Genomic DNA, 19,441 nt, shown 5'->3' on the forward strand with positions numbered 1-19,441 from the left:
GTCCCCGTTCCCCGACCCACCGTCCGCCCCGCACGACGAGGAGACACAGCGATGAGCACCACGACCGCCGCGGCACCCGTGCCCGGCCCGGGCGACGTCGTCCGCGCCGCGAGCCTGACCGGAGCGTGGCGCCGATTCCTCCTGCGCCGCGGGCTCGGTCTGCTGGTCAACCTCGCACTCCTCGTGCTGGTGACCTTCCTGATCGTGCAGCTGATCCCGGGCGACCCGGCGATCGCGATCGCGGGGGAGTCGGCCTCGCTCGAGCAGGTGGAGCTCGTGCGCACGCAGCTCGGCCTCGACCAGCCGGTGCTCGTGCAGCTGTGGACCTACCTCGCGCAGGTGGTGCAGGGCGACTTCGGCGACTCCTACCGGTACCGCATCCCCGCGATGGACCTGGTCATGACCGCCATGCCGTACACGCTGTCGATCACGCTGGCCGCGGTCCTGCTCCTGCTGATCCTGGGTCTCGCGCTCGGCACGGCGGTCGGAGTCGCCACCCGCGGCGACCGGCGCCGCTGGCTCGACGTGCTGTTCAGCACGGTGACCGGCCTCGTCTCCTCGATCCCCACCTACGTGCTCGCGACGGGCTTCGTCGTGGTCTTCGCGGTGCTGCTGAAGGTGCTGCCGCCCGCCTACTCGCCGGCCTACGGGTTCGGCACTGCTGCGATCCTCCCGATCGCCTCGCTGACCATCGGAGGGACCTGCTCCGTCGCCAGGATCGTGCGCCGCGAGACGGCCGTGATCCTCGAGCAGGACTACATGCGCACCGCCCGCGGCTGGCGCCTGCCCGCGCTCACGCTCTACGCGAAGCACATGCTGCCCAACCTGCTCACGACGGCCCTGACGCTCTCGGGCATCATCCTCACGGCCCTGCTGGGCTCCGCCCTGATCACCGAGGCGGTCTTCGCCTGGCCGGGCCTGGGCGGCGTGATCGTGCAGGCGATCGCGATCGACAAGGACTACCCGGTGATCCGGGCGGCGGTCTTCGTCATCGGGCTGATCTCGCTCGTCATCACCCTCGTGATCGACATCGTCCTGGGTCTCATCGACCCGCGCACCCTCGGAGAGCAGCGTGGCTGAGTCCCTCCCCGCCGTCCGCGCCCTGACCGATCGGCCCCGCGCGTTCCGCTGGAACGCGGGCCTCGTCGTGGGCCTCTCGATCCTCGGCGTGATCGCGCTCACCGCGATCATCGCCCCGATCGCCCTGCAGGCCCAGGCCACCGGCCTCGGCGGCTCGCCCAGCCAGGGGTCCTCCGCCGATCATCCGCTCGGCACCGACACCCTCGGCCGCGACATGCTCGCCCGCACGCTGGTCGCGACGCGCTCGACCGTGCTCATGGCGCTCGCCGCGACCGTGCTGTCGGCCCTCGCGGGCATCGCCCTCGGGATCGGCGTGTGGCTCGCGCCGCGCCGCGTCCGCGAGCTCGGGCTGCGCGCCATCGAGCTCGCCGTCAGCTACCCGACCATGCTCGTCGCGATCATCGTCGCCGCGATCCTCGGGCAGGGAGTGGTTCAGGTGGTGGTCGCGATCGCGGTCGCGAACGTCGCCGGATTCGCGCGGCTCACCGCCAACCTCGCCGCGAAGATCGCGTCGAGCGAGTACGTGACGACGGCGCGGCTGATGGGCGTGCCCGCGCACCTGATCGCCGTGCGCCACGTGCTGCCGAACATGTCCGAGCCGACGCTGATCCTCATCGCGGGGGCCTTCTCGGGGGCGCTGGTCGAGATCTCCGGCCTCTCGTTCATCGGACTCGGGGCCCAGACGCCGGCCTTCGACTGGGGCACGCTGCTCAACGACGGGCTCAGCCGCATCTCGGTGAACCCGGTCGTGATCCTCGGCCCGGCGATCGCGCTGACCCTCGCCTCCTTCGCAGCGCTGCTCGTCGGCGACGGCCTCGCCGCGGCCGCCAACCCGCGCTCGAACACCACCCGCGCCCGCATGGTGCGCGGCGAGGGAACGAGCACCCTCGCCGTCGAGCACGACGCGGTGCTCGTGGCCGACGGCATCACCGTGAGGCACGGGGCCACCGGCCGCGAACTGGTCTCCGACCTCTCCTTCACGATCCGCCGGGGCGAGGTCCTCGGCATCGTCGGCGAGTCCGGCTCGGGCAAGTCGCTGACGGCGTCGGTCGTCGCCAAGCTCCTCGGCGAGGGCCTCGAGGCGTCCGCGCGCCGCCTGGAGCTGGGCGGCACCGACCTGCTGGGCCCCGTCCCCGACCGGGTGCTGGCCGCGAAGATCGGGCTGATCTACCAGGACCCCGGGACCGCGCTGAACCCGGCCCTGGTGCTCGGCACCCAGCTCACCGACGTCCTCCGCATCCGCCTGCGGCACACCCGCCGGGCGGCCCTCGATCTGCTCCTGCGCGGGTTCCGCTCCGTCCTGCTGTCCGACCCGGAGGGGCGGCTGCGGCAGTACCCGCACCAGCTCTCCGGAGGGATGAAGCAGCGCGCCATGATCGCCTCGGCGATGAGCGCGCACCCCGATCTGCTCATCGCCGACGAGCCCACCACCGCGCTGGACGTGACCGTGCAGCGGGAGGTCCTGACCGTGCTCAAGAGGCTCAACGACGAGTCGGGCACCGCGGTGCTGTTCATCTCGCACGACCTCGGCGTCGTCCGGGCGCTGTGCGACCGCGTGCTCGTGATGAAGGACGGCCGGGTCGTCGAGCGCATCGACGACATCGCCCACCTGTCGGAGGACACCGTGACGCATCCGTACACCCGCCAGCTGCTCGCGGCGACCCCGGTGGTGCACGCCGTCGAGGCGCCGGGCGCCGCCGCCGCCGTCGCGGCACCGGGCACGGCACCCGCCGCTGCATCCGAGGAGGTCCGCCCGTGAGCGCCATGGTCGAGATCCACGGCCTGGACGTCTCGTTCGGCGCGACCCGCGTGCTGCACGGGATCGACCTGGTGCTCGAGCGCGGCCGCACGGTCGGCGTCGTCGGCGAGTCCGGCTCGGGCAAGTCGACGCTCGCGAAGGTCCTCGTCGGCTCGGTCAAGGCGGAGTCCGGCAGCGCGAGCATCGACGGCCTCGACGTCGTCGGGGCGAGCCGCTCGGCTCTGCACGCCTCGCGCCGGCGCACGCAGATGATCCCGCAGGACCCCTACTCGTCGCTCTCGCCGCGGCGCACCATCGCGCAGACGCTGGCCGAGGCGATCGACCCGGTCCGCCCGCGGGTCGCGCGCCACGAGGAGCTCATCGTCTCGTGGCTCGAGCGCGTCGGCCTCACCGCCGACATGCGCCACCGCTACCCGCACGAGTTCTCCGGCGGCCAGCGCCAACGCGTCGCCGTGGCGCGCGGACTGATCATCGATCCCGCGTTCGTGATCGCCGACGAGATCACCTCGGCGCTCGACGTCTCGGTGCAGGGCCAGATCCTCGATCTGCTCGCCGGCATCAAGGAGTCGCTCGGCCTCACGATGATGTTCATCTCGCACAACCTCGCCGTCGTCCAGCGGGTGAGCGACGAGGTCGTCGTGCTCTACCGCGGAGAGGTGGTCGAGGCCGGCACGGTCGAGGCCGTCTACTCCGACCCGCAGCACTGGTACACCAGGCGGCTGCTCGACGCCGACCCCGGCTCGCCCGGATTCAGCCTGGCGGGCTGACCCGGGATCGACGTCCGCCCCTCCGTCACGCCCCGTCCGTCACGCCCCCGCCACGCCCCGTCCGTCGCCGCCCGCGCACCGACGTGCGCCGCCCGCCGCGCGCACGTCCCGCACTCCGCAGAAGGAACCACCGCCATGACCGCTCGCCTGCCGCTGACCCCCCGCGCCGACGGCGTCCTCCGCCTCCTCGGCGCGACGCTCCTCGACGGGACGGGGGCGCCTGCGCTGCCCGACTCCGAGGTCGAGCTCCGCGACGGAGTGATCGCCTACGCCGGTCGGCGCCGGGCCCCGAGCGACGCTCCCGCGATCGATCTGACCGGCGCGTTCCTCCTGCCCGGCTTCGTCGACGCCCATGTGCACCTCGCGATGGTGCCGGTGCCGCCGGCCGTCCAGCGGGAGCGCTTCCCCGAGGAGGACGTGCTCGAGATCGCGGGCCTGCTCCGCCGCACCCTCGAGGCGGGAGTGACCACCGCGCGCGACCTCGACGGCCTCTCGCCGGGCTATCGGGAGGCCGTCGCGCGCGGCGCCGTCGAGGGCCCGCGCCTGCACCTCGCCCTGTCGATGCTGTCGCCGACCGGCGGCCACGCCGATCCCCAGCACCGCAACGGCAGCCTGCCGTCCTGGGCCGTGCGGCCCGGCATGCCTCCGATCGGCGTCGTCGACACCGACGAGGACGTGATCCGCATGATCCGCACGCTCGTGCGCACCGGCGCCGACGTGATCAAGGTCGCGACCTCCGGAGGACTCGGCTCGCCGAACGACGACGCCCGCGACGTCGGGATCACCGAGGAGCAGGTGCGCCTGATCGCGCGGCTCCTCGACGAGCGCGGCGGGCGGCCGATCACCGCGCACGCCCTGAGCGACGGGGCGGCGCGGGCCGCGGTCCTCGGCGGAGCGGCGAGCATCGAGCACGGCTACGACCTCAGCGACGAGACGATCGCGCTGATGCTCGAGCGCGGCACGGTGCTGGTGCCCACGCTCAGCATCCTGGTGCGGGAGTTCGACCCCGTGACCACCACGGCCGAGCGCCTCCGCCAGCGCGCGCTCCTGCGCGAGCAGGGCCTCGACTCGGTGCGCCGCGCGGTCGCGGCGGGCGTGCCGGTCGCACTCGGCACCGACGCGGGCGTGCATCCGCACGGCACCAACCTCGCCGAGCTGCAGCAGCTGGTCGCCGTCGGCCTCTCGCCGCTCGAGGCGATCACCGCCGGCACCCTCGGCGGCGCGCGCCTGCTCGGACTCGACGCGCACCTCGGCTCGGTCGAGGCGGGGAAGCTCGCCGACCTCGTCGTGACCACCGTGGATCCGCTGCGGGACGTCTCGGCGCTCGCCCATCCGGACGCGGTGCGCCTGGTGCTGCAGTCGGGTCGCGTCGTGAAGGACCTGGACCGCCGCGCCGCGTCGTGAGCGTCTCGCGGCCGCGCCTCCGGTGGGGGTGGGTCTCGATACGCCCCTGCGGGGCTGCTCGACCCGCGGAGGAGGGGCGCTCGTCGCGCTGATCCGTCGCGAACGGCTCCCCACAGTCCCGCGCGGCGACCGTTCGCGCCGGATCGTTCGCTGGCGGCGACCGTTGGTGACGGATGGACGCACGCCCGCCACCTGCTGATCGAGTAGGGCGCGCAGCGGCCGTATCGAGATCCGCCCGCAGCGGGCGTGCGCTTCGCATTGCCGCGCCTCCGTCTGTGGTGGGTCTCGATACGCCCCTGCGGGGCTACTCGACCAGCGGAGGAGGGGCCGCCTCTCGCGCAGTCGCGCTGATTCGTCGCGAACGGCTCCCCAGAGTCCCGCGCAGCGACCGTTCGCGCCGGATGGACGCACGCCCGCCCCCTGCTGATCGAGTAGGTCGCGCAGCGGCCGTATCGAGATCCGCCCGCGCCGCGCGTGCGCTTCGGGGCGGCGCCGGCTGCTCGAGCGGCGAGGCCGGACCCTCAGCGCGACGCGAGGTACGCGCGCCAGCCGCCGAAGCGCGTGATGTCCTCGGCGCCCTCGACGGCGATCGGCTCGACGAGGAACCCGCTCACCAGCGATCCGTCGGCCAGCGTCACCTTCCCGATCGCCATCGGCTGCGGTAGCGCGGCGACGAACGAGCCGAAGCCGGCGTCGTCCAGCCGCCACACCTCCACCTCCAGTGCCGCACCGCCGTCGGCGACGCGCACCACTCCGGGCTTCGGCGGAGTCGTCGCGAGCGCGACCAGGCGGTAGTCGGCGCTCGTCGCGGTGGTCGAGACGAGCTCGGCTCCGCGATCCGTGAGTTGCGCGTTCAGCGGCTGGCCGGTCAGGTGGGCGCCGGCGACGGCGAGGAGGACGGTCATGAGCGGTTCCAGACGAGGTCGGCGAGTCGGTGGTCGGTGAAGGCGGGGCCGATCAGCTGCACGCCGAACGGCAGAGCGTCGACGGCGCCGGCGGGGTAGGCCACGGCGGCCAGGTCGAGCAGGTTGGCGAAGTTGGTGAAGCGGCCCAGGCGCGAATTCACGCCGATGGGATCCTCGGCCACGGCCGCCAGCGTCGGGTGCTCGACGGTCGTGGGCAGCAGCAGGGCGTCGATCCGCTCGAAGACCGCGTCGGACACGACCCGGGCGCGGTCGAGGCGCTCCTGGTCCTGGAACAGCTTCCAGGCCGGCAGCTCCCGCGCCGCGCCGATGATGCGTCCCACGGTCGGGTCGACCTCGTCGGGGTGCGCGTCGACGAAGGCGCCGACGGCCGCGTAGCGCTCGGCCACGAACGCGCCGTCGTAGAGCACGCGTGCGGTCTCGAGGAACACCTCGATGTCGAGCTCGATCACCTCGGCTCCCGTCGCGGTCCAGTGGGCGACCTCCGCGTCAAAGGCCTCGGCCCAGCCGGGAGCCAGCTCGCCGAGCTGCCCGGGCAGCGGCACTCCGATCCGGGGCGCGCTCTCCAGGAGCGGAGCGGCTCCCGTCCGGCTCAGCGGATCCCGGGCATCCGGTCCCGCCATCACCTCCAGCGCCCGCCGCGCCACCTCGGCGTCCGCGGCCATCACCGTCACCACGTCGAGGCTGCGGCACGCGGGCACCACGCCCGCCGCGCTGACCCAGCCCTTCGTCGGCTTCAGTCCCACGAGGCCGTGGAACGCGGCCGGAACGCGCCCGGAGCCGGCCGTGTCGGTCCCGAGCGCGAAGTCCGCGGCACCGAGGGCGACGGCGACCGCGGATCCCGACGACGAGCCTCCGGAGATGCGCGACTCGTCGACCGCGTGCCGCACCGCCCCGTAGGGGGAGCGGCTGCCGACGAGCCCGGTCGCGAACTGGTCGAGGTTGGTCGAGCCGAGCACCACCGCGCCGGCCGCGCGCAGCCGCGCCACGGTCGTCGCGTCCTCGGCCGGGTCGTACGCGAACGCCGGGCAGGCGGCCGTCGTCGGCAGGCCCGCCACGTCGATGTTGCCCTTCACGGCGAAGAGCAGCCCCGCGAGCGGGAGCGCCGGATCGACCGCAGCGAGCTCGGCCGCCACCTCGGCCTCGGGGCGGAGCGAGATGAACGCCTCCGGTCGGGAGCGCAGCCGCGCGTAGCGCTCGGCGACGTGCGCCGCGGGATCCTGGACGGTCATGCCGCTGCCTCCTCGGCGATCGGTTCGAGGACGACGAGCACAGCGCCCGCCGCCACCTGGACGCCCACCTCGGCGACGACCTCGACCACGCGGCCGTTCGTCGGAGCGGTGACGGGCGCCTCCATCTTCATCGCCTCGAGGGCGACGAGGGTCTGACCGGCCTCGACGAGGTCGCCCACGGCCACGTCGAGCCGGAACACCGTCGCGACGAACGGCGCCTCGACCGCCTCGCAGCCCTCGGGCACGACGACCGCCGGGCCGTCGGCGGGAGCGGGCACCGCGTCCTCGCGGTCGAACTCGCCCGAGGCGCGCCACGCGTCGCGCTCGGCGCCGAACGCGGCGGCCTGCCCCTCGCGGAACTCGGCGATGCCCGACGCGTTCTGCGCGAGGAACTCCTCGTACTCGGCGAGCGAGAACTCGCCCTCCTCGATCCGCAGCGGCAGCCGCCCGGCGGCCATCTCAGCGCGCAGCTCGAGGAGCTCCTCCGGCTCGACCGGGTACCAGCGGATGCGGTCGAAGAACCGCAGCAGCCACGGCACGCCCTCCTCGAACGCCCCGGCCTGGTGGTGCGTCGACCAGATCGGCACGGTGCGGCCGACGAACTGGTAGCCGCCCGGTCCCTCCATCCCGTAGATGCAGAGGTACGCGCCGCCGATGCCGACGGCGTTCTGCGGGGTCCAGGTGCGCGCGGGGTTGTACTTGGTCGTGACCAGGCGGTGCCGGGGGTCGAGCGGAGTCGCGACGGGCGCGCCGAGGTAGACGTCGCCGAGCCCCAGCACCAGGTACTCGGCCTCGAACACCGTGCGGTACACGTCGTCGACGCTCTCGAGCCCGTTGATGCGGCGGATGAACTCGATGTTCCAGGGGCACCACGGAGCGTCGTCGCGCACGCCGGCCGTGTAGCGGCGGATCGCCTCGCGCGTGGAGGGGTCGTCCCACGCCAGCGGGAGGTGCACGGTGCGGCTCGGGACGCGGAGGTCCGCGGTGGCGGGCAGCACCGCCTCCGCCGCGAGGACCGCCTCGGCGATCGCCTCGGTGCTTGTGGTGCGGGGGTCGAAGTGCACCTGCAGCGAGCGGATGCCCGGGGTCAGCTCGATCACACCGGGCAGTCCCGCGGCCTCGAGCGTCTCCGCGATCGCGTGCACCCGCATGCGGGAGGCGATCTCGAGGCTCATCTCGCCGACCTCGACGAGCAGGTTCGCGTCCCCGCTGCGCCGCAGCACGACCGCGGGCGCGCCGTCCCGGGCGGGGAGGCGGTGCAGGACGCCCTCGTCCTCGACGGCGGCGCGACCCGCGGCGGGCACGTCCAGCGGCGCGTCGAGCAGCGTCGCGGCCTGGGCGGACGTGACCGGCACGAACCGCACGGTGTCGCCCGGGCGGAGCTGACCGAGGCGCCAGAGGTGCCCGGTCGCGACGGTCGCGGGGCAGGTGAATCCGCCCAGGCTCGGCCCGTCGGGTCCCAGCAGGATCGGCAGGTCGCCCGTGTAATCGACGGCGCCGACCGCGTAGGGGGTGTCGTGGATGTTCGAGGGGTGCAGCCCCGCCTCGCCGCCGTCCGAGCGGGCCCAGCGCGGCTTCGGGCCGACGAGGCGGACACCGGTGCGGGCGGAGTTGAAGTGCACGTCCCAGTCGGTGGCGTAGAAGACGGCCATGTCGTCTTCCGTGAAGAAGTCCGGAGCGGCGTGCGGACCCTCCAGGGCCGCGATCTCCCACGCGGTGGGGAACTCGGGCCGCGCTGCCGTTGGCACCGGAGCGACGGGGTGCGCGGTCGCGGGCGTCCGGATCCCGAGGACGTCGCCCGGTGCCAGGGCGCGCCCGGCGTGGCCGCCGATCGCGCCGAGGTCGAAGGTGCTCGCCGAGCCGAGGATCAGCGGGACGTCGAGGCCGCCCTCGACCAGCAGGTACATCCGCATGCCGCGCTCGGCCGTGCCGATCGCGAGCACGCCGCCGGCGGGAACCTCGATCGGCTCCCACGCGGTGATCGGCGCGCCGTCCAGCGTCGCCGGAGCGGGGGCGCCCGTCAGCACCACGCGGGCCGCGCTGTGGAAGCGGAGGGTCGGTCCGGTCATCGTGATCTCGAGGCCGGGGGCCGACGCCGGATTGCCGAGCGCCTCGTTCCCCAGTCGGAACGACAGCGCGTCCATCGGCCCCGACGGCGGGATGCCGACCGGCCAGTAGCCGAGCCGGCCGGGCAGGTCCTGCACCGTGGTGAGCATCCCGCCCTTGAGCACCTCGAGGCGCGGAGTCGCGTCGCGGATCCCGTCGAGGGTCGCGGTCGAGTGCTCGGCGGCGAGCACCGACGGCTCGGCCGCGATCGCGCGCAGGAGGCCGGTGTTCGTGGCGATGCCGTCCACGCGGGTGGCCGCGAGAGCCTCGCCCAGCGCGGCCCAGGCCGCCGCGCGGTCCTCGCCGTGCACGATCACCTTCGCCAGGAGCGGATCGTACGCCGTCGAGACCTCGCTGCCGGCGCTGATCCAGCCGTCGATCCGCGCGACGTCCGGGTACTCGACGGCGGTGATCGTGCCCGAGCTCGGAACATTGCCGAGGTCCGGGTTCTCGGCGTAGAGGCGGGCCTCGACGGCGGCGCCGGACGGCTCCGGCACCGCGTCCAGGAACGACGTCTCTCCCTGCGCGAGCCGCAGCATCCACTCGACGAGGTCGATGCCGTAGCGCGACTCCGTCACCGGGTGCTCGACCTGCAGGCGCGTGTTGACCTCGAGGAACGCCGCCTCCTGCCGCACCGGATCGTAGATGTACTCGACGGTGCCGGCGCTGCGGTAGCCCGCGTCGGCGCAGAGTCGGGCCGACGCCTCCGCGATGCCGATGCGCACGGCCTCGGGCAGATCGGGGGCGGGGCTCTCCTCGATCACCTTCTGATTGCGGCGCTGGAGGGAGCAGTCGCGGTCGCCGAGGGTGACGACTCGGCCGAGGCCGTCGCCGAAGACCTGCACCTCGACGTGGCGCGCCCGCTCGACGAGCCGCTCGAGGAACACGCCGGCCGAGGAGAAGCCGGCTTCGGCGAGGCGGCGGACCTCGCGCCACGCGGTGCGCAGCTCGGCCTCGTCGCGGCAGGCGCGCATGCCGATGCCGCCGCCTCCCGCGGTCGCCTTGAGCATCACGGGGTAGCCGATGCGGGCGGCCTCGGCGGCGGCGTGGTCGGCGTCCTCGAGCAGGCCGGTTCCGGCCAGCATCGGCACCCCGGCGCGCTCGGCGGCGTCGCGCGCTGTGTGCTTGGCGCCGAAGACCTCGAGCTGCTCGGGGGTCGGGCCCACGAACACGATCCCGGCGGCCTCGCAGGCGCGGGCGAAGTCCGCGTTCTCGCTGAGGAACCCGTAGCCGGGATGGATCGCGCCGGCGCCGGTCGCGCGGGCGGCCTCGAGGATCCGGTCGATCCGCAGGTAGCTCTCGCTCGCGGCCGCCGGGCCGATCCGCACGGCCTCGTCGGCGAGCGCGACGTGGGCGGCGCCGAGGTCGGCGTCGGAGTGGACGGCGACCGTGCGCAGCCCCATCCGCTTCGCCGTCCGCAGGATCCGGACCGCGATCTCGCCGCGGTTGGCGACCAGCAGGGTGTCGAAGGTCATCGCGCGGCCACTCCGTCGAAGACGATCATCTCGGCGCGGGAGGGGGTCGAATCCGTTGCACGGGTTGTTGATCTGCGGGCAGTTCGAGACGACCACGAGGGTGTCGCGCTCGGCGCGCAGGGTGACGCTGAGGCCGGGGGAGGAGATGCCGTCGACGATGCCGAGGGCGCCGTCCGGATCGACGGGCACGTTCATGAACCAGTTCACGTTCGACACCTGGTCGCGCTTGCCCATCCCGTGGCGCGAGAGCTCGGCGACGAAGTTCTCGGCGCAGGCGTGCTGGGAGTAGGTGTGGAAGCCGTAGCGGAGCGTGTTGCTCTCCTTCGAGCAGGCGCCGCCGAGGGTGTCGTGGCGCTCGACGTCGGTCGCGATCACGCTCAGCAGCGGGCGGTGCTCGGCGTCCCGCAGCACCGAGCCGGTGGTGAGGTAGACGCTCGCCTGCGCCTGCAGGGTGGCCGCCGCCGAGTACGCGGTGCGGTCCTCGGCGTCGTACGCGAGGAAGTCGACGGCCTGGTTGCCGTCGACGTCGACGATCACGAGGATCTCGCCCGCCCGCAGCACGCGCGACCAGGGCGCCCGCGCGGCGACGGTCTCGCGGTGGATCTCGGTGCCGTGGTCGGTGCTCATGCGATGCCCCTCGCCTGCAGGATGTCGTCGGTGTTGAGGAACGCGCGGCGCCCCTCCGGAGTGGCCGAGCGGAGCGGATCGTCCGGTCCCGCCGGCTCGCCGCGCCAGGCGAGGACGTCGACCGGTCCGCACGAGTACTCCGGCCGGGGGTCGAGCGAATGCGCGGTGTTCGCCAGGAGGACGATCGCGGGCATCTCGAGGCGCAGGACGACCGAGCGGCCCGGCCCGGCGCTGCCGAGGAACTCGGGGGAGCCGTCCGCGCGGATCCGCACGCCCTGGAAGTACGAGACGCTCGGCGCGAGATCCCGGCGGCCGAGCCCCTGCTTCTCGGCGCCCAGCAGCAGCAGCTCGCGGCCTGCGGGGGAGGGCCCTGCGGGGAGCCGTCGCCGTAGCGCTCGACGTTGCGGGCGAGCGCGGTGGTTCCGTAGATCGTGTCGTGGCGGCCGGAGTCGTCGGCGACGGTGCTCGCGAGCACGCGGCCCTGATCGCTGAGGAGCAGCTGCCCGGCGCCGGCGTAGACCTGCCACTGCACCTTCACGGTGTCGGCGACGTTGAGGCGCTCATGGGTGCCGGTCGCGCTGTAGAGCAGGAGCGAGACGCAGGCCTCTCCGGTGACGTCGGTCAGACGGAGGTGCGTGCCGCGGGCGAGCGCCCGGTGGCCGTAGCCGCCCCCGGCGATCCGCTCGGACCAGCGGAGGTCCCCCGCGGCGACGTCCGCCGGCGGATCGGTGTGCAGGCTCGCGGGCACGAGCGGGCCCGTCTCGGCGGCCGTGCCCTCCTGGGCGCGGGCGTGCGCGCGGGCGCCCGCCGTGGTGGAGGTGGTCGATGCGGTCATCGCTCTGCGCCTTCTCTCGGTGGGGCTCCGAGTCGCCCGGGCTTTCTGTCGGTCGACAGGAAGTCGATCATGGGCCGGTGTCGCGGGCGTGACCCCGGTGTTGCGATCGTGTTTCGGGCGCGGCGGCCGCCGCCCTCGCCGCCGTCCTCCAGAAGTTGCGGGAAGTGCGCGCGGTCACCGCGACTTCTGGAGGAGCGCGGCTCCATCGGCGGCAGCTCCGGCGGGCAGTGGCGACCCGGGCCGTCGTCCTTCCTCAGAAGTTGCGGGAAGTGCGTGCGATCACCGCAACTTCTGGATGAGGGCTGGAGGAGCGCGGAAGCGGCACCGGCGGGGCCGGCGTCGCCCCGCTGCTACCGTCGAGCGCATGGCCAGCGCACCCACCGGACGGCCCCGCGCCTCCGGAGCCTCGCTCACCGGCCTCGGCACCCGCGCCGACATCCTCGCCGCCGGCGCGGCGCTCTTCTGCACCGAGGGCTTCGGCAGCACGAGCACTCACGCGATCGCGGCGGCGGCCGGCATCCGCCAGGCGTCGCTCTACCACCACTTCGCGGGCAAGCACGCGGTGCTGCTCGAGCTCCTGCTCGGCACCGTGCAGCCCTCGCTCGACGCGGCCGCGCAGCTCCTGGCGCGCGACGAGTCCCCCGCTGCCCGGCTGTGGGCGCTCTGCGTGTCGGACGTGCGCCTGCTCTCGGCGGGCGAGCACAACGTCGGCGCGCTGTACCTGCTGCCCGAGCTCGCCGACGAGCGCTTCGCCGCGTTCCGCGAGCGGCGCTCCGAGCTCGAGACCGCCTACCGGACGCTCGTCGCGGCGTGCGGGGCCGACGACGTCGAGGTCGGAGCGGGGCTCGTGCTCGCCCTCGTCGAGAACGTGATCCTGCAGCGCCGGCGACCCGGCGTCGACCTCGAGCGCCAGGGCGAGGCCGTCGCGCTCGCCGCCCTGCGCGTCCTCGACCTCGACCGCGCGGACATCGCGGAGGCGCTCGCCGCAGGACCCGGAGCCCTCGCGCACCTGCGCTGACCCGCCGGCCCGCCCACTCCTCAGAAGTTGTCGTACTCGGCCCTCGAGTACGACAACTTCTGCATACTCGCCCGCACGTCCGTCCCTCTGCGCCGGGGCGGCCCGCCCACTCCTCAAAAGTCGTCGTACTCGGCCCTCGAGTACGACAACTTCTGGACACTCGCCCGCACGTCGCTCCCTCTGCGCCGGGCCGTCCTGCCCACTCCTCAAAAGTCGTCGTACTCGGCCCTCGAGTACGACAACTCCTGGAGACTCGTTCGCGCGTCCGCTCCTTCGCACCCGCCAGACCCGCCCACTCCGCGGAAGTCGTCGTACTCGGCCCTCGAGTACGACAACTCCTGGACACTCGACCGCGGCACCCGGCCGCCCGCCCACCGGCCAGCCCGCCGCTCCGCCCACCGCCCCGCGCGCCGGAGTTAACGCGATCGTTGCACGCCCGAAAAACTCGGCGCCTCCGGGCGCGGCAGGATCCGTGTCTATCAACCGATAGAAACACCCCGCCGCACCACCGAGCATCCTGGAGCACGCATGATCATCCTCGGAGTGGGGATCACCGTCCTGGTGGTCCTGGCCGTCGGCATCGCGGTCGCCCGCAAGATCGACGGCGACAGCGCCAACTACCTCGTCGCGGGCCGCCGCCTGGGCATCCCGCTCGTCGCGGTCTCGCTCACCGCCGCGGCGGTCGACTCCAACGCCACCGTCGGCAACACCGACCTCACCTCGCAGTTCGGCTTCTGGGCGGGCGCCTCGCTCGCCATCGGACTCGCGATCTGCCTGCTCATCACCGGACTGTTCCTGGCCAGGCCCATGAACGCGATGAAGCTCTTCACGCTCGCCGACTTCTTCCGGATGCGCTACGACCGCACGACCGAGATCGTCGCGTCGGTGATCATGGTGCTCTCGTTCACGATCCTGCTCGCGGGCAACCTCGTCGCCTGCGGCTTCCTGCTCGAGCGCTTCGCCGCGATCCCCTACGCCTGGGGCGTGATCCTCTCGGTCGCCCTCGTGCTGACCTACACGATCGCCGGCGGCCTGTTCTCGGACGCCTACACCGCCGCGATCCAGACCGTCATCACCGTCGTCGCCGCGGTCTCGCTGCTCGTGTGGGTCGCGCTGGCCTACGGCATCGTCATCCCCGAGGGCATGGGCCCGTTCGACTTCGAGCAGCTGACCGACCCGGCCATGGGCGCTCCCGTGAACTGGGCCACGCTGGTCGCTCTCGGCATCGGCGATCTCGTCGCCATCGACTTCATGCAGCGGATCTTCGGCGCCAAGTCGCCCGAGGTCGCCCGTCGCGCGTGCTTCGCCGCCGCCGCCGGCACCGCGGCCATCGGCACGATCTTCGCGATCGTGGCGCTCACCGCGAGCGCCGTCCTGGGCATCACGACGGCCGACGGGCCGATCCTGTTCACCCTGCTCGACGACTACGCGCCACCGCTCATCGCGATCCTGGTGCTCTCGGGAGTCGTGGCCGCCTCGTTCTCGACCGCGTCCGGAGCGATCCTGGCCACGTCGGCGATCGTTGTGCGCAACGTCCTCTCGGTCCGCCGCCACACCGGCGCCGGTGCGGACCCGCTGCTGAAGTGGACCCGCGTCGCGATGATCCCCATCGTGATCCTCGGGTCGTTCCTGGCGATCCGGGTGAGCCAGACCGGCATCCTGCTGACGCTCGCCTTCGACCTCATGCTGGCGTGCCTCGCGGCGCCGTTCCTCATCGGGCTCTTCTGGAAGCGCCCGGGGGTGACGGCCGCGCTCGTCGCGGCGGGCGTCGGCTTCGCCGTGCGGATCGTGTTCCTGGCGCTCACCCCGACGCTCTACGGAGTGCCGAACGACATCCTCTACGTGCCGAACGATCTGATCGGAGCCGGCTTCGACGGCTACGCCACCGCTCGTCGCGGCGGCGATCGGGTTCGGGACGTTCGTGGTCGTCGGGCTGCTCGCTCCGCGCTCCTCCCGCGAGCTCGACGACGAGCGCACCGTGCGCCGCGAGCTCGACGAGGAGCAGGCCGGAGTCCTCGAGCCCGCGGGCGTCTGACGCGCACCGGACCGCACCGCCGGGGTGCCTCGCAGAGCGAGGGCGCACCCGGACACCACCGCCGGGGTGCCCCGCAGAGCGCGGGCGCACCCCGGCGTCGCCGGTCACGCCGGCAGTGGGAGCAGGACGGTCGGCGCGGGAGCGGCTTCGCGGCCCTCGAACGCCACGGGCTGGCAGACCATCAGGTAGTCGCCCGGCTCCACGCGCGAGAGGTCCGCGTTCTCGAGGATCACGATGCCCGCACCGCAGAGCGCGACGTGCGTCGGCCACTCCTCGGTGTGGGCGGGCGCCTCCATGGTCATGTAGTCGATCCCGGCGAACAGCACTCCGCGCTCGACGAGCCACTGCGCTCCGCTCGGGCCGAGCCCCACCCAGGTCTCGGACTTCGTGGTCCGGGTCAGCGCGTCGACCGAGTTGCGGGTGCGGAAGAGCACGCGCTGCGCCCCGTCGGCCCCGGCCGCCGCGAGGTCGTCGGCGGTGATCTCCACCTCGACGTGGCGCAGATCGAGCACGCGGACCGGGCCGACGACGCTGTCCAGCGCGATCTCGTCGACGGTCGCGCCGCCCGGCACGAAGTGGGAGGGAGCGTCGACGTGAGTCCCGGTGTGCGCGCCGATCAGCCAGCGCGAGACGTCGGAGGGGTAGCCGTCCTCGATCCGCTCGACCATCTCGTAGGTCGGGCGGCGGCCCCAATGCAGCATCTCGGTGCTGATCGGGATGTTCAGGGGGATCGCGCCGGACATGTGCTCCTCCGTCGTGCAGAATGGATTCCGTTCCCTCCATATTGGATCCAATCTCTGCCGACCGCAAGGAGACCCGGTGCCCACCGTCCGCGACTGGACCGCTCCGCTCCCGCTCCTCGGGCCGCCCGAGCGACTCGTGCCGCTCGTCGTGGGCTGGGAGCCGATCCCCGAGTCGATCTCGCTGCGCGGCGGCGACTCCGCGCGGTTCCTGCTCGAACCGGTGACCGCCGCCGCGATCGTCCATCCGGGCGGCTGGATCCTGATCGACGGAGGGTTCGACCTCGCGAAGGTGCGCGATGCCGCACTGCGGGCGGCGCACTACGACTACGAGAGCTACACCGCTGTCGTGCCGCCCGGCGACGCCCTGGCCGAGGGGATCGCCGCGGCCGGCCTGCGCTGGGAGGACCTCGCGCTCTGCGCCCTCTCGCACCTGCATCTCGACCACACCGGCGGCCTGCGGCTGGTCCCCGCCGGCACGCCCGTCGCGCTGCAGCGCCGGGAGTGGGAGTGGCTCGCCGAGGGCATCGGCCGGCGCGAGACGGTGGTCCCCGCCGACCTGCTCGACGCCGACGTCGAGATCCTGCTGCTCGACGGCGACACCGCGCTCGCCCCCGGAGTGACGGCGCTCGACACCCGCGGGCACACGCCGGGGCACCAGTCGTTCCGGGTCGAGCTCGGCGAGACCGCCGTCGTGCTCGCCTGCGATGCGGCCGATCTCCGCCGCAACCTCGACGAGCGCACACCCTGCGGCTGGACCGCGCGCCCCGGCGAGGCGGACGCGGCTCAGGCGTCGATCGACCGCCTCGCCGACCTGGCCGCGCAGGCCGCGACCGAGGTCTGGCCGGGGCACGACCCCGAGCACGACTACTCGGCGCGCTCCTGTTGATCCCCGATCCCGTGCGACATCGCCCCGGGGCCGCCGCGGAGTCCCCGCCCGTCGATCCGTCGCGGACGGCTGTCCGAGCGGATCGATCCGTCACGGACGGCCCCGCGCTCCCGCGTCCGGGCGCCGTTCGTGACGGATCGACGGCTCGCGCGGGTCGCCGGGAGCCGTTCGTGACGGATCGGCGACCGCGTGGGTGCGCACCGCCGTCCGCGACGGATCGACGCAGCGAACCGGTCAAGCCCCTCCCGTCCGCGCGGCGGCTCCGCTTGTCTGGAGACCGTGGGGACGACGCAGCACGCGGGGACGACGGCGCGGAGACGGCTCGTGCGCGAACGCGCCTACCAGGGCGGGTTCCTGATCGGCGTCGCACTGATGGCGGCCGTCGACGAGATCGTGTTCCACCAGATCCTCGGTTGGCACCACTTCTACGACCGGTCCACGCCTGCCATCGGACTGCTGTCGGACGGGCTGCTGCACGCGGTCGAGATCGTCGCGCTGGTCGCCGGGTTCTTCCTGCTGCTGGATGCACGGCGTCGTTCGGCCCTGCGGGCGGGCGTCGCGGTGGCCGGCGGCCTGACCGGTGCGGGCCTCTTCCAGCTGTGGGACGGCGTCGTCGACCACAAGCTCCTCCGCGTGCACCAGGTCCGCTACGACGTCGACCTGCTGCCGTACGACGTGGCGTGGATCGTCTCGGGCGCGCTGCTGCTCGCCGCGGGGATCGTGCTGTCGGTGCGCGCGCGGCGGGCCGCGTGACCCCGCACGACCACCCCCTGATCGCTCCCGGGCTCCTGCTGAGCCTGCCCCTCGTCGTCGCGGCGGCGCTCGCCGTGGGAGCGAGCCGGGCCGAGTCCCGTCGCGGCCGCCCCTGGCCGGTGCGCCGGCTCCTCCTGCTGCTCTCGGGCCTCGGAGTCGCGATCGCCTCGCTGACCGGGCCGTTCGCGGAGTGGTCGCACGCGGATCCGCGCGGCGCGATGCTCTCGCACCTCGCCCTGGGCCTGCTCGCGCCCCTCCTGATCATCGCGTCGGCTCCGGTCACCCTCGCCCTGCGCGCCCTCGACGTCACCGCCGCGCGGCGCCTGTCGCGGGTGCTCCGGAGCCGCCCCGCCCGCGTGCTCGCGCATCCGATCCCCGCGGTGCTGCTCTCGACCGGGTCGCTGTGGATCGTGCACGCGACGGGCCTGCTCGAGGCCGCGCACGCGGATCCGCTGCTGCACGCTCTGCTGGGCGTGCACTTCCTCGCCTCGGGCTGCCTGCTCACCGCGGCGCTGGTCGGCGTCGACCCGGCGCCGCACCGCGCGCCGTTCGGACTGCGGCTCGGAGTGGTCCTCGGCAGCATCGCCGCGCACGCGCTGCTCGGCACGACCCTCTACGCCGAGGCGGCGAGCGACGTCGAGCGGCAGGCCGCGCAGCTCCTGTACTACGGAGGCGACCTGCTCGAACTCGCGCTCGTCACGGTCCTCTTCGCACAGCAGTACGCGGCGACGGCCCCGGGGAGGGCGCGCAACCCCCTCCGCCGCCGCCCCGCGCATCCGTAGAGTCGCCGGATGCTGCTGATCTTCGGAACCCGCTCCGTCGAGGACGTCCTGCGCGTGCTCGTCTTCGTCTGCCGCGTCTGCGGAGTGCGCGACGAGCAGCGCGTGATCAGGAGCCGGACGAGGCTGTCCCTCTTCTTCGTCCCGCTGTTCACGGTGTCGTCGCGGTACCTGCTGGAGTGCGACAACTGCGGGACGGTCTCGCGCATCACGAAGGAGGAGGCGGAGGGCACGGTCCGCTGGGCGGGCAACTCGGACGCGTGACGCGCGCGAGTCGGCGCGAACGGGCCCCTGACTCGCACTGAGCGCCCGTTCCGCGTCCCCTCGTGGTGCCGCGTCGGGCGGGCACGGGCCGGAGGGATGGCGGCCTCGCTACTCCATCAGGGTCAGCGTCAGCGTCGAGCTGTAGTCGCCCGCCTCGGTCGTGGGCAGGGCTTCGAGGGCGAGCTCGGCGGTCGACGTCCAGCTGCCCTCCGTCGCGACGCCCGCCGAGTCGTCGGTGAGGGCGAGGAACTCCTGGTCGACGAGCCCGACGTTGCCGGGAGCGTCGTCGAACACCGTGCCGACGTCGGAACCCGCCGACACGATGCCGCTGTCGCCGCCGTCGATCAGGCGGGGCGACCAGCCGAGCTGCGACGCGGGGATCGGCGCCTGGCCCGCGCTGCCGATGAACTCGGAGGCGGAGCCGAGGACGTACCAGCCTGCGCCGTCGGGGATCTCGTCGGCCGCGCGGGTGTCGGTGACCGTCACGGTGGGGAGGGAGCCGGTGAAGCGGCGGAGCTCGGGAGTCGATCCGGTCTCGGTAAGAGCGGCGGCGTCCCCGTCGACGGTCATCGACAGGGTACCGGGCGTGGTAAGCGGAGTGATGGTCACGTCGACCGAGACGGAGTCGTCGTCGAGCTCAGCGGCGACCGCCTGGCCGGCGACGGCGGTGAGAAGGAGGCAGCCGGCGGCGGCGGCCGCGGTGCGGGTCCAGAGGGTTCGAGGCGTCATCGCGTCTTCTTTCGGGTGGGACTCGC

16 protein-coding genes and 2 pseudogenes are annotated in these 19,441 nt (G+C 73.5%); 11 read left to right on the forward strand and 7 right to left on the reverse strand.

Going from position 1 to position 19,441, the window contains the following annotated elements; genetic code table 11:
* Positions 1-51 precede the first annotated feature (51 nt).
* The 4 genes from AC0CID_RS13650 (at position 52) to AC0CID_RS13665 (ending at position 5,010) form a co-directional block, all read left to right on the forward strand.
* Positions 52-1,080, forward strand: coding sequence for an ABC transporter permease (locus AC0CID_RS13650; protein ID WP_465227214.1), 1,029 nt, complete (start codon positions 52-54; stop codon positions 1,078-1,080).
* Positions 1,073-2,839 (forward strand): dipeptide/oligopeptide/nickel ABC transporter permease/ATP-binding protein, encoded by a 1,767-nt coding sequence (locus tag AC0CID_RS13655; RefSeq protein WP_465227215.1) that lies wholly within the window; start codon positions 1,073-1,075, stop codon positions 2,837-2,839. The genes AC0CID_RS13650 and AC0CID_RS13655 overlap by 8 nt, the downstream gene beginning before the upstream one ends.
* Positions 2,840-2,844: 5 nt before the next feature.
* Positions 2,845-3,606, forward strand: coding sequence for an ABC transporter ATP-binding protein (locus AC0CID_RS13660; RefSeq protein ID WP_207403824.1), 762 nt, complete (start codon positions 2,845-2,847; stop codon positions 3,604-3,606).
* Positions 3,607-3,741: 135 nt separating this feature from the next.
* Positions 3,742-5,010: a metal-dependent hydrolase family protein gene (locus tag AC0CID_RS13665; protein WP_465227216.1), complete on the forward strand. Its 1,269-nt coding sequence runs from the start codon at positions 3,742-3,744 to the stop codon at positions 5,008-5,010.
* 521 nt (positions 5,011-5,531) lie between these two features.
* Here AC0CID_RS13665 and AC0CID_RS13670 read toward each other — a convergent pair.
* The 5 genes and pseudogenes from AC0CID_RS13670 to AC0CID_RS13690 form a co-directional block, all read right to left on the reverse strand.
* On the reverse strand, positions 5,532-5,915 hold the full coding sequence (locus AC0CID_RS13670) for an allophanate hydrolase-related protein (protein ID WP_465227217.1): 384 nt from the start codon (positions 5,913-5,915) through the stop codon (positions 5,532-5,534).
* Entirely contained in the window at positions 5,912-7,165 is a 1,254-nt protein-coding gene (atzF, locus tag AC0CID_RS13675; RefSeq protein ID WP_465227218.1) for an allophanate hydrolase, read from the reverse strand. The genes AC0CID_RS13670 and atzF overlap by 4 nt, the downstream gene beginning before the upstream one ends.
* A complete protein-coding gene (gene uca, locus AC0CID_RS13680) occupies positions 7,162-11,373 on the reverse strand; it encodes an urea carboxylase (protein ID WP_465227219.1) in 4,212 nt (1,403 codons plus the stop codon). Before uca ends, atzF begins: the two co-directional genes overlap by 4 nt.
* Positions 11,370-11,900, reverse strand: coding sequence for a DUF1989 domain-containing protein (locus AC0CID_RS13685; protein ID WP_465227220.1), 531 nt, complete (start codon positions 11,898-11,900; stop codon positions 11,370-11,372). Before AC0CID_RS13685 ends, uca begins: the two co-directional genes overlap by 4 nt.
* Positions 11,816-12,208 (reverse strand): annotated as a pseudogene (locus tag AC0CID_RS13690) (DUF1989 domain-containing protein); the annotation flags it as partial. The gene AC0CID_RS13685 and the pseudogene AC0CID_RS13690, both read right to left, overlap by 85 nt.
* Before the next feature lie 364 nt (positions 12,209-12,572).
* Between AC0CID_RS13690 and AC0CID_RS13695 the strand changes: the two are divergent.
* The 3 genes and pseudogenes from AC0CID_RS13695 to AC0CID_RS13705 form a co-directional block, all read left to right on the forward strand.
* Positions 12,573-13,226, forward strand: a complete 654-nt coding sequence (locus AC0CID_RS13695; protein ID WP_465227221.1) for a TetR/AcrR family transcriptional regulator — start codon at positions 12,573-12,575, stop codon at positions 13,224-13,226.
* Positions 13,227-13,253: 27 nt separating this feature from the next.
* Positions 13,254-13,646, forward strand: coding sequence for a hypothetical protein (locus AC0CID_RS13700; RefSeq protein ID WP_465227222.1), 393 nt, complete (start codon positions 13,254-13,256; stop codon positions 13,644-13,646).
* A gap of 108 nt (positions 13,647-13,754) precedes the next feature.
* Positions 13,755-14,936, forward strand: a pseudogene (locus AC0CID_RS13705) (sodium:solute symporter family transporter); the annotation flags it as partial.
* Between the two features lie 429 nt (positions 14,937-15,365).
* Here the strand turns inward: AC0CID_RS13705 and AC0CID_RS13710 are convergent.
* Complete coding sequence (locus tag AC0CID_RS13710; protein WP_465227223.1) at positions 15,366-16,004, reverse strand: cyclase family protein; 639 nt, start codon at positions 16,002-16,004, stop codon at positions 15,366-15,368.
* A 76-nt stretch (positions 16,005-16,080) separates the two neighbouring features.
* On the opposite strand from AC0CID_RS13710, the gene AC0CID_RS13715 reads away from it, so the two are divergent.
* From AC0CID_RS13715 to AC0CID_RS13730, 4 genes are all read left to right on the forward strand, one after another.
* A complete protein-coding gene (locus AC0CID_RS13715) occupies positions 16,081-16,890 on the forward strand; it encodes an N-acyl homoserine lactonase family protein (protein ID WP_465227224.1) in 810 nt (269 codons plus the stop codon).
* 324 nt (positions 16,891-17,214) lie between these two features.
* Positions 17,215-17,643, forward strand: coding sequence for a DUF2243 domain-containing protein (locus tag AC0CID_RS13720; protein ID WP_465227225.1), 429 nt, complete (start codon positions 17,215-17,217; stop codon positions 17,641-17,643).
* Positions 17,640-18,425 (forward strand): cytochrome c oxidase assembly protein, encoded by a 786-nt coding sequence (locus AC0CID_RS13725; protein WP_465228106.1) that lies wholly within the window; start codon positions 17,640-17,642, stop codon positions 18,423-18,425. Before AC0CID_RS13720 ends, AC0CID_RS13725 begins: the two co-directional genes overlap by 4 nt.
* A gap of 9 nt (positions 18,426-18,434) precedes the next feature.
* On the forward strand, positions 18,435-18,686 hold the full coding sequence (locus AC0CID_RS13730) for a zinc-ribbon domain-containing protein (protein ID WP_465227226.1): 252 nt from the start codon (positions 18,435-18,437) through the stop codon (positions 18,684-18,686).
* Between the two features lie 108 nt (positions 18,687-18,794).
* Here AC0CID_RS13730 and AC0CID_RS13735 read toward each other — a convergent pair whose 3' ends face one another.
* Complete coding sequence (locus AC0CID_RS13735) at positions 18,795-19,415, reverse strand: hypothetical protein (protein WP_465227227.1); 621 nt, start codon at positions 19,413-19,415, stop codon at positions 18,795-18,797.
* Between the last annotated feature and the right edge of the window lie 26 nt (positions 19,416-19,441).

Source organism: Rathayibacter sp. AC451 (genome assembly GCF_979253095.1).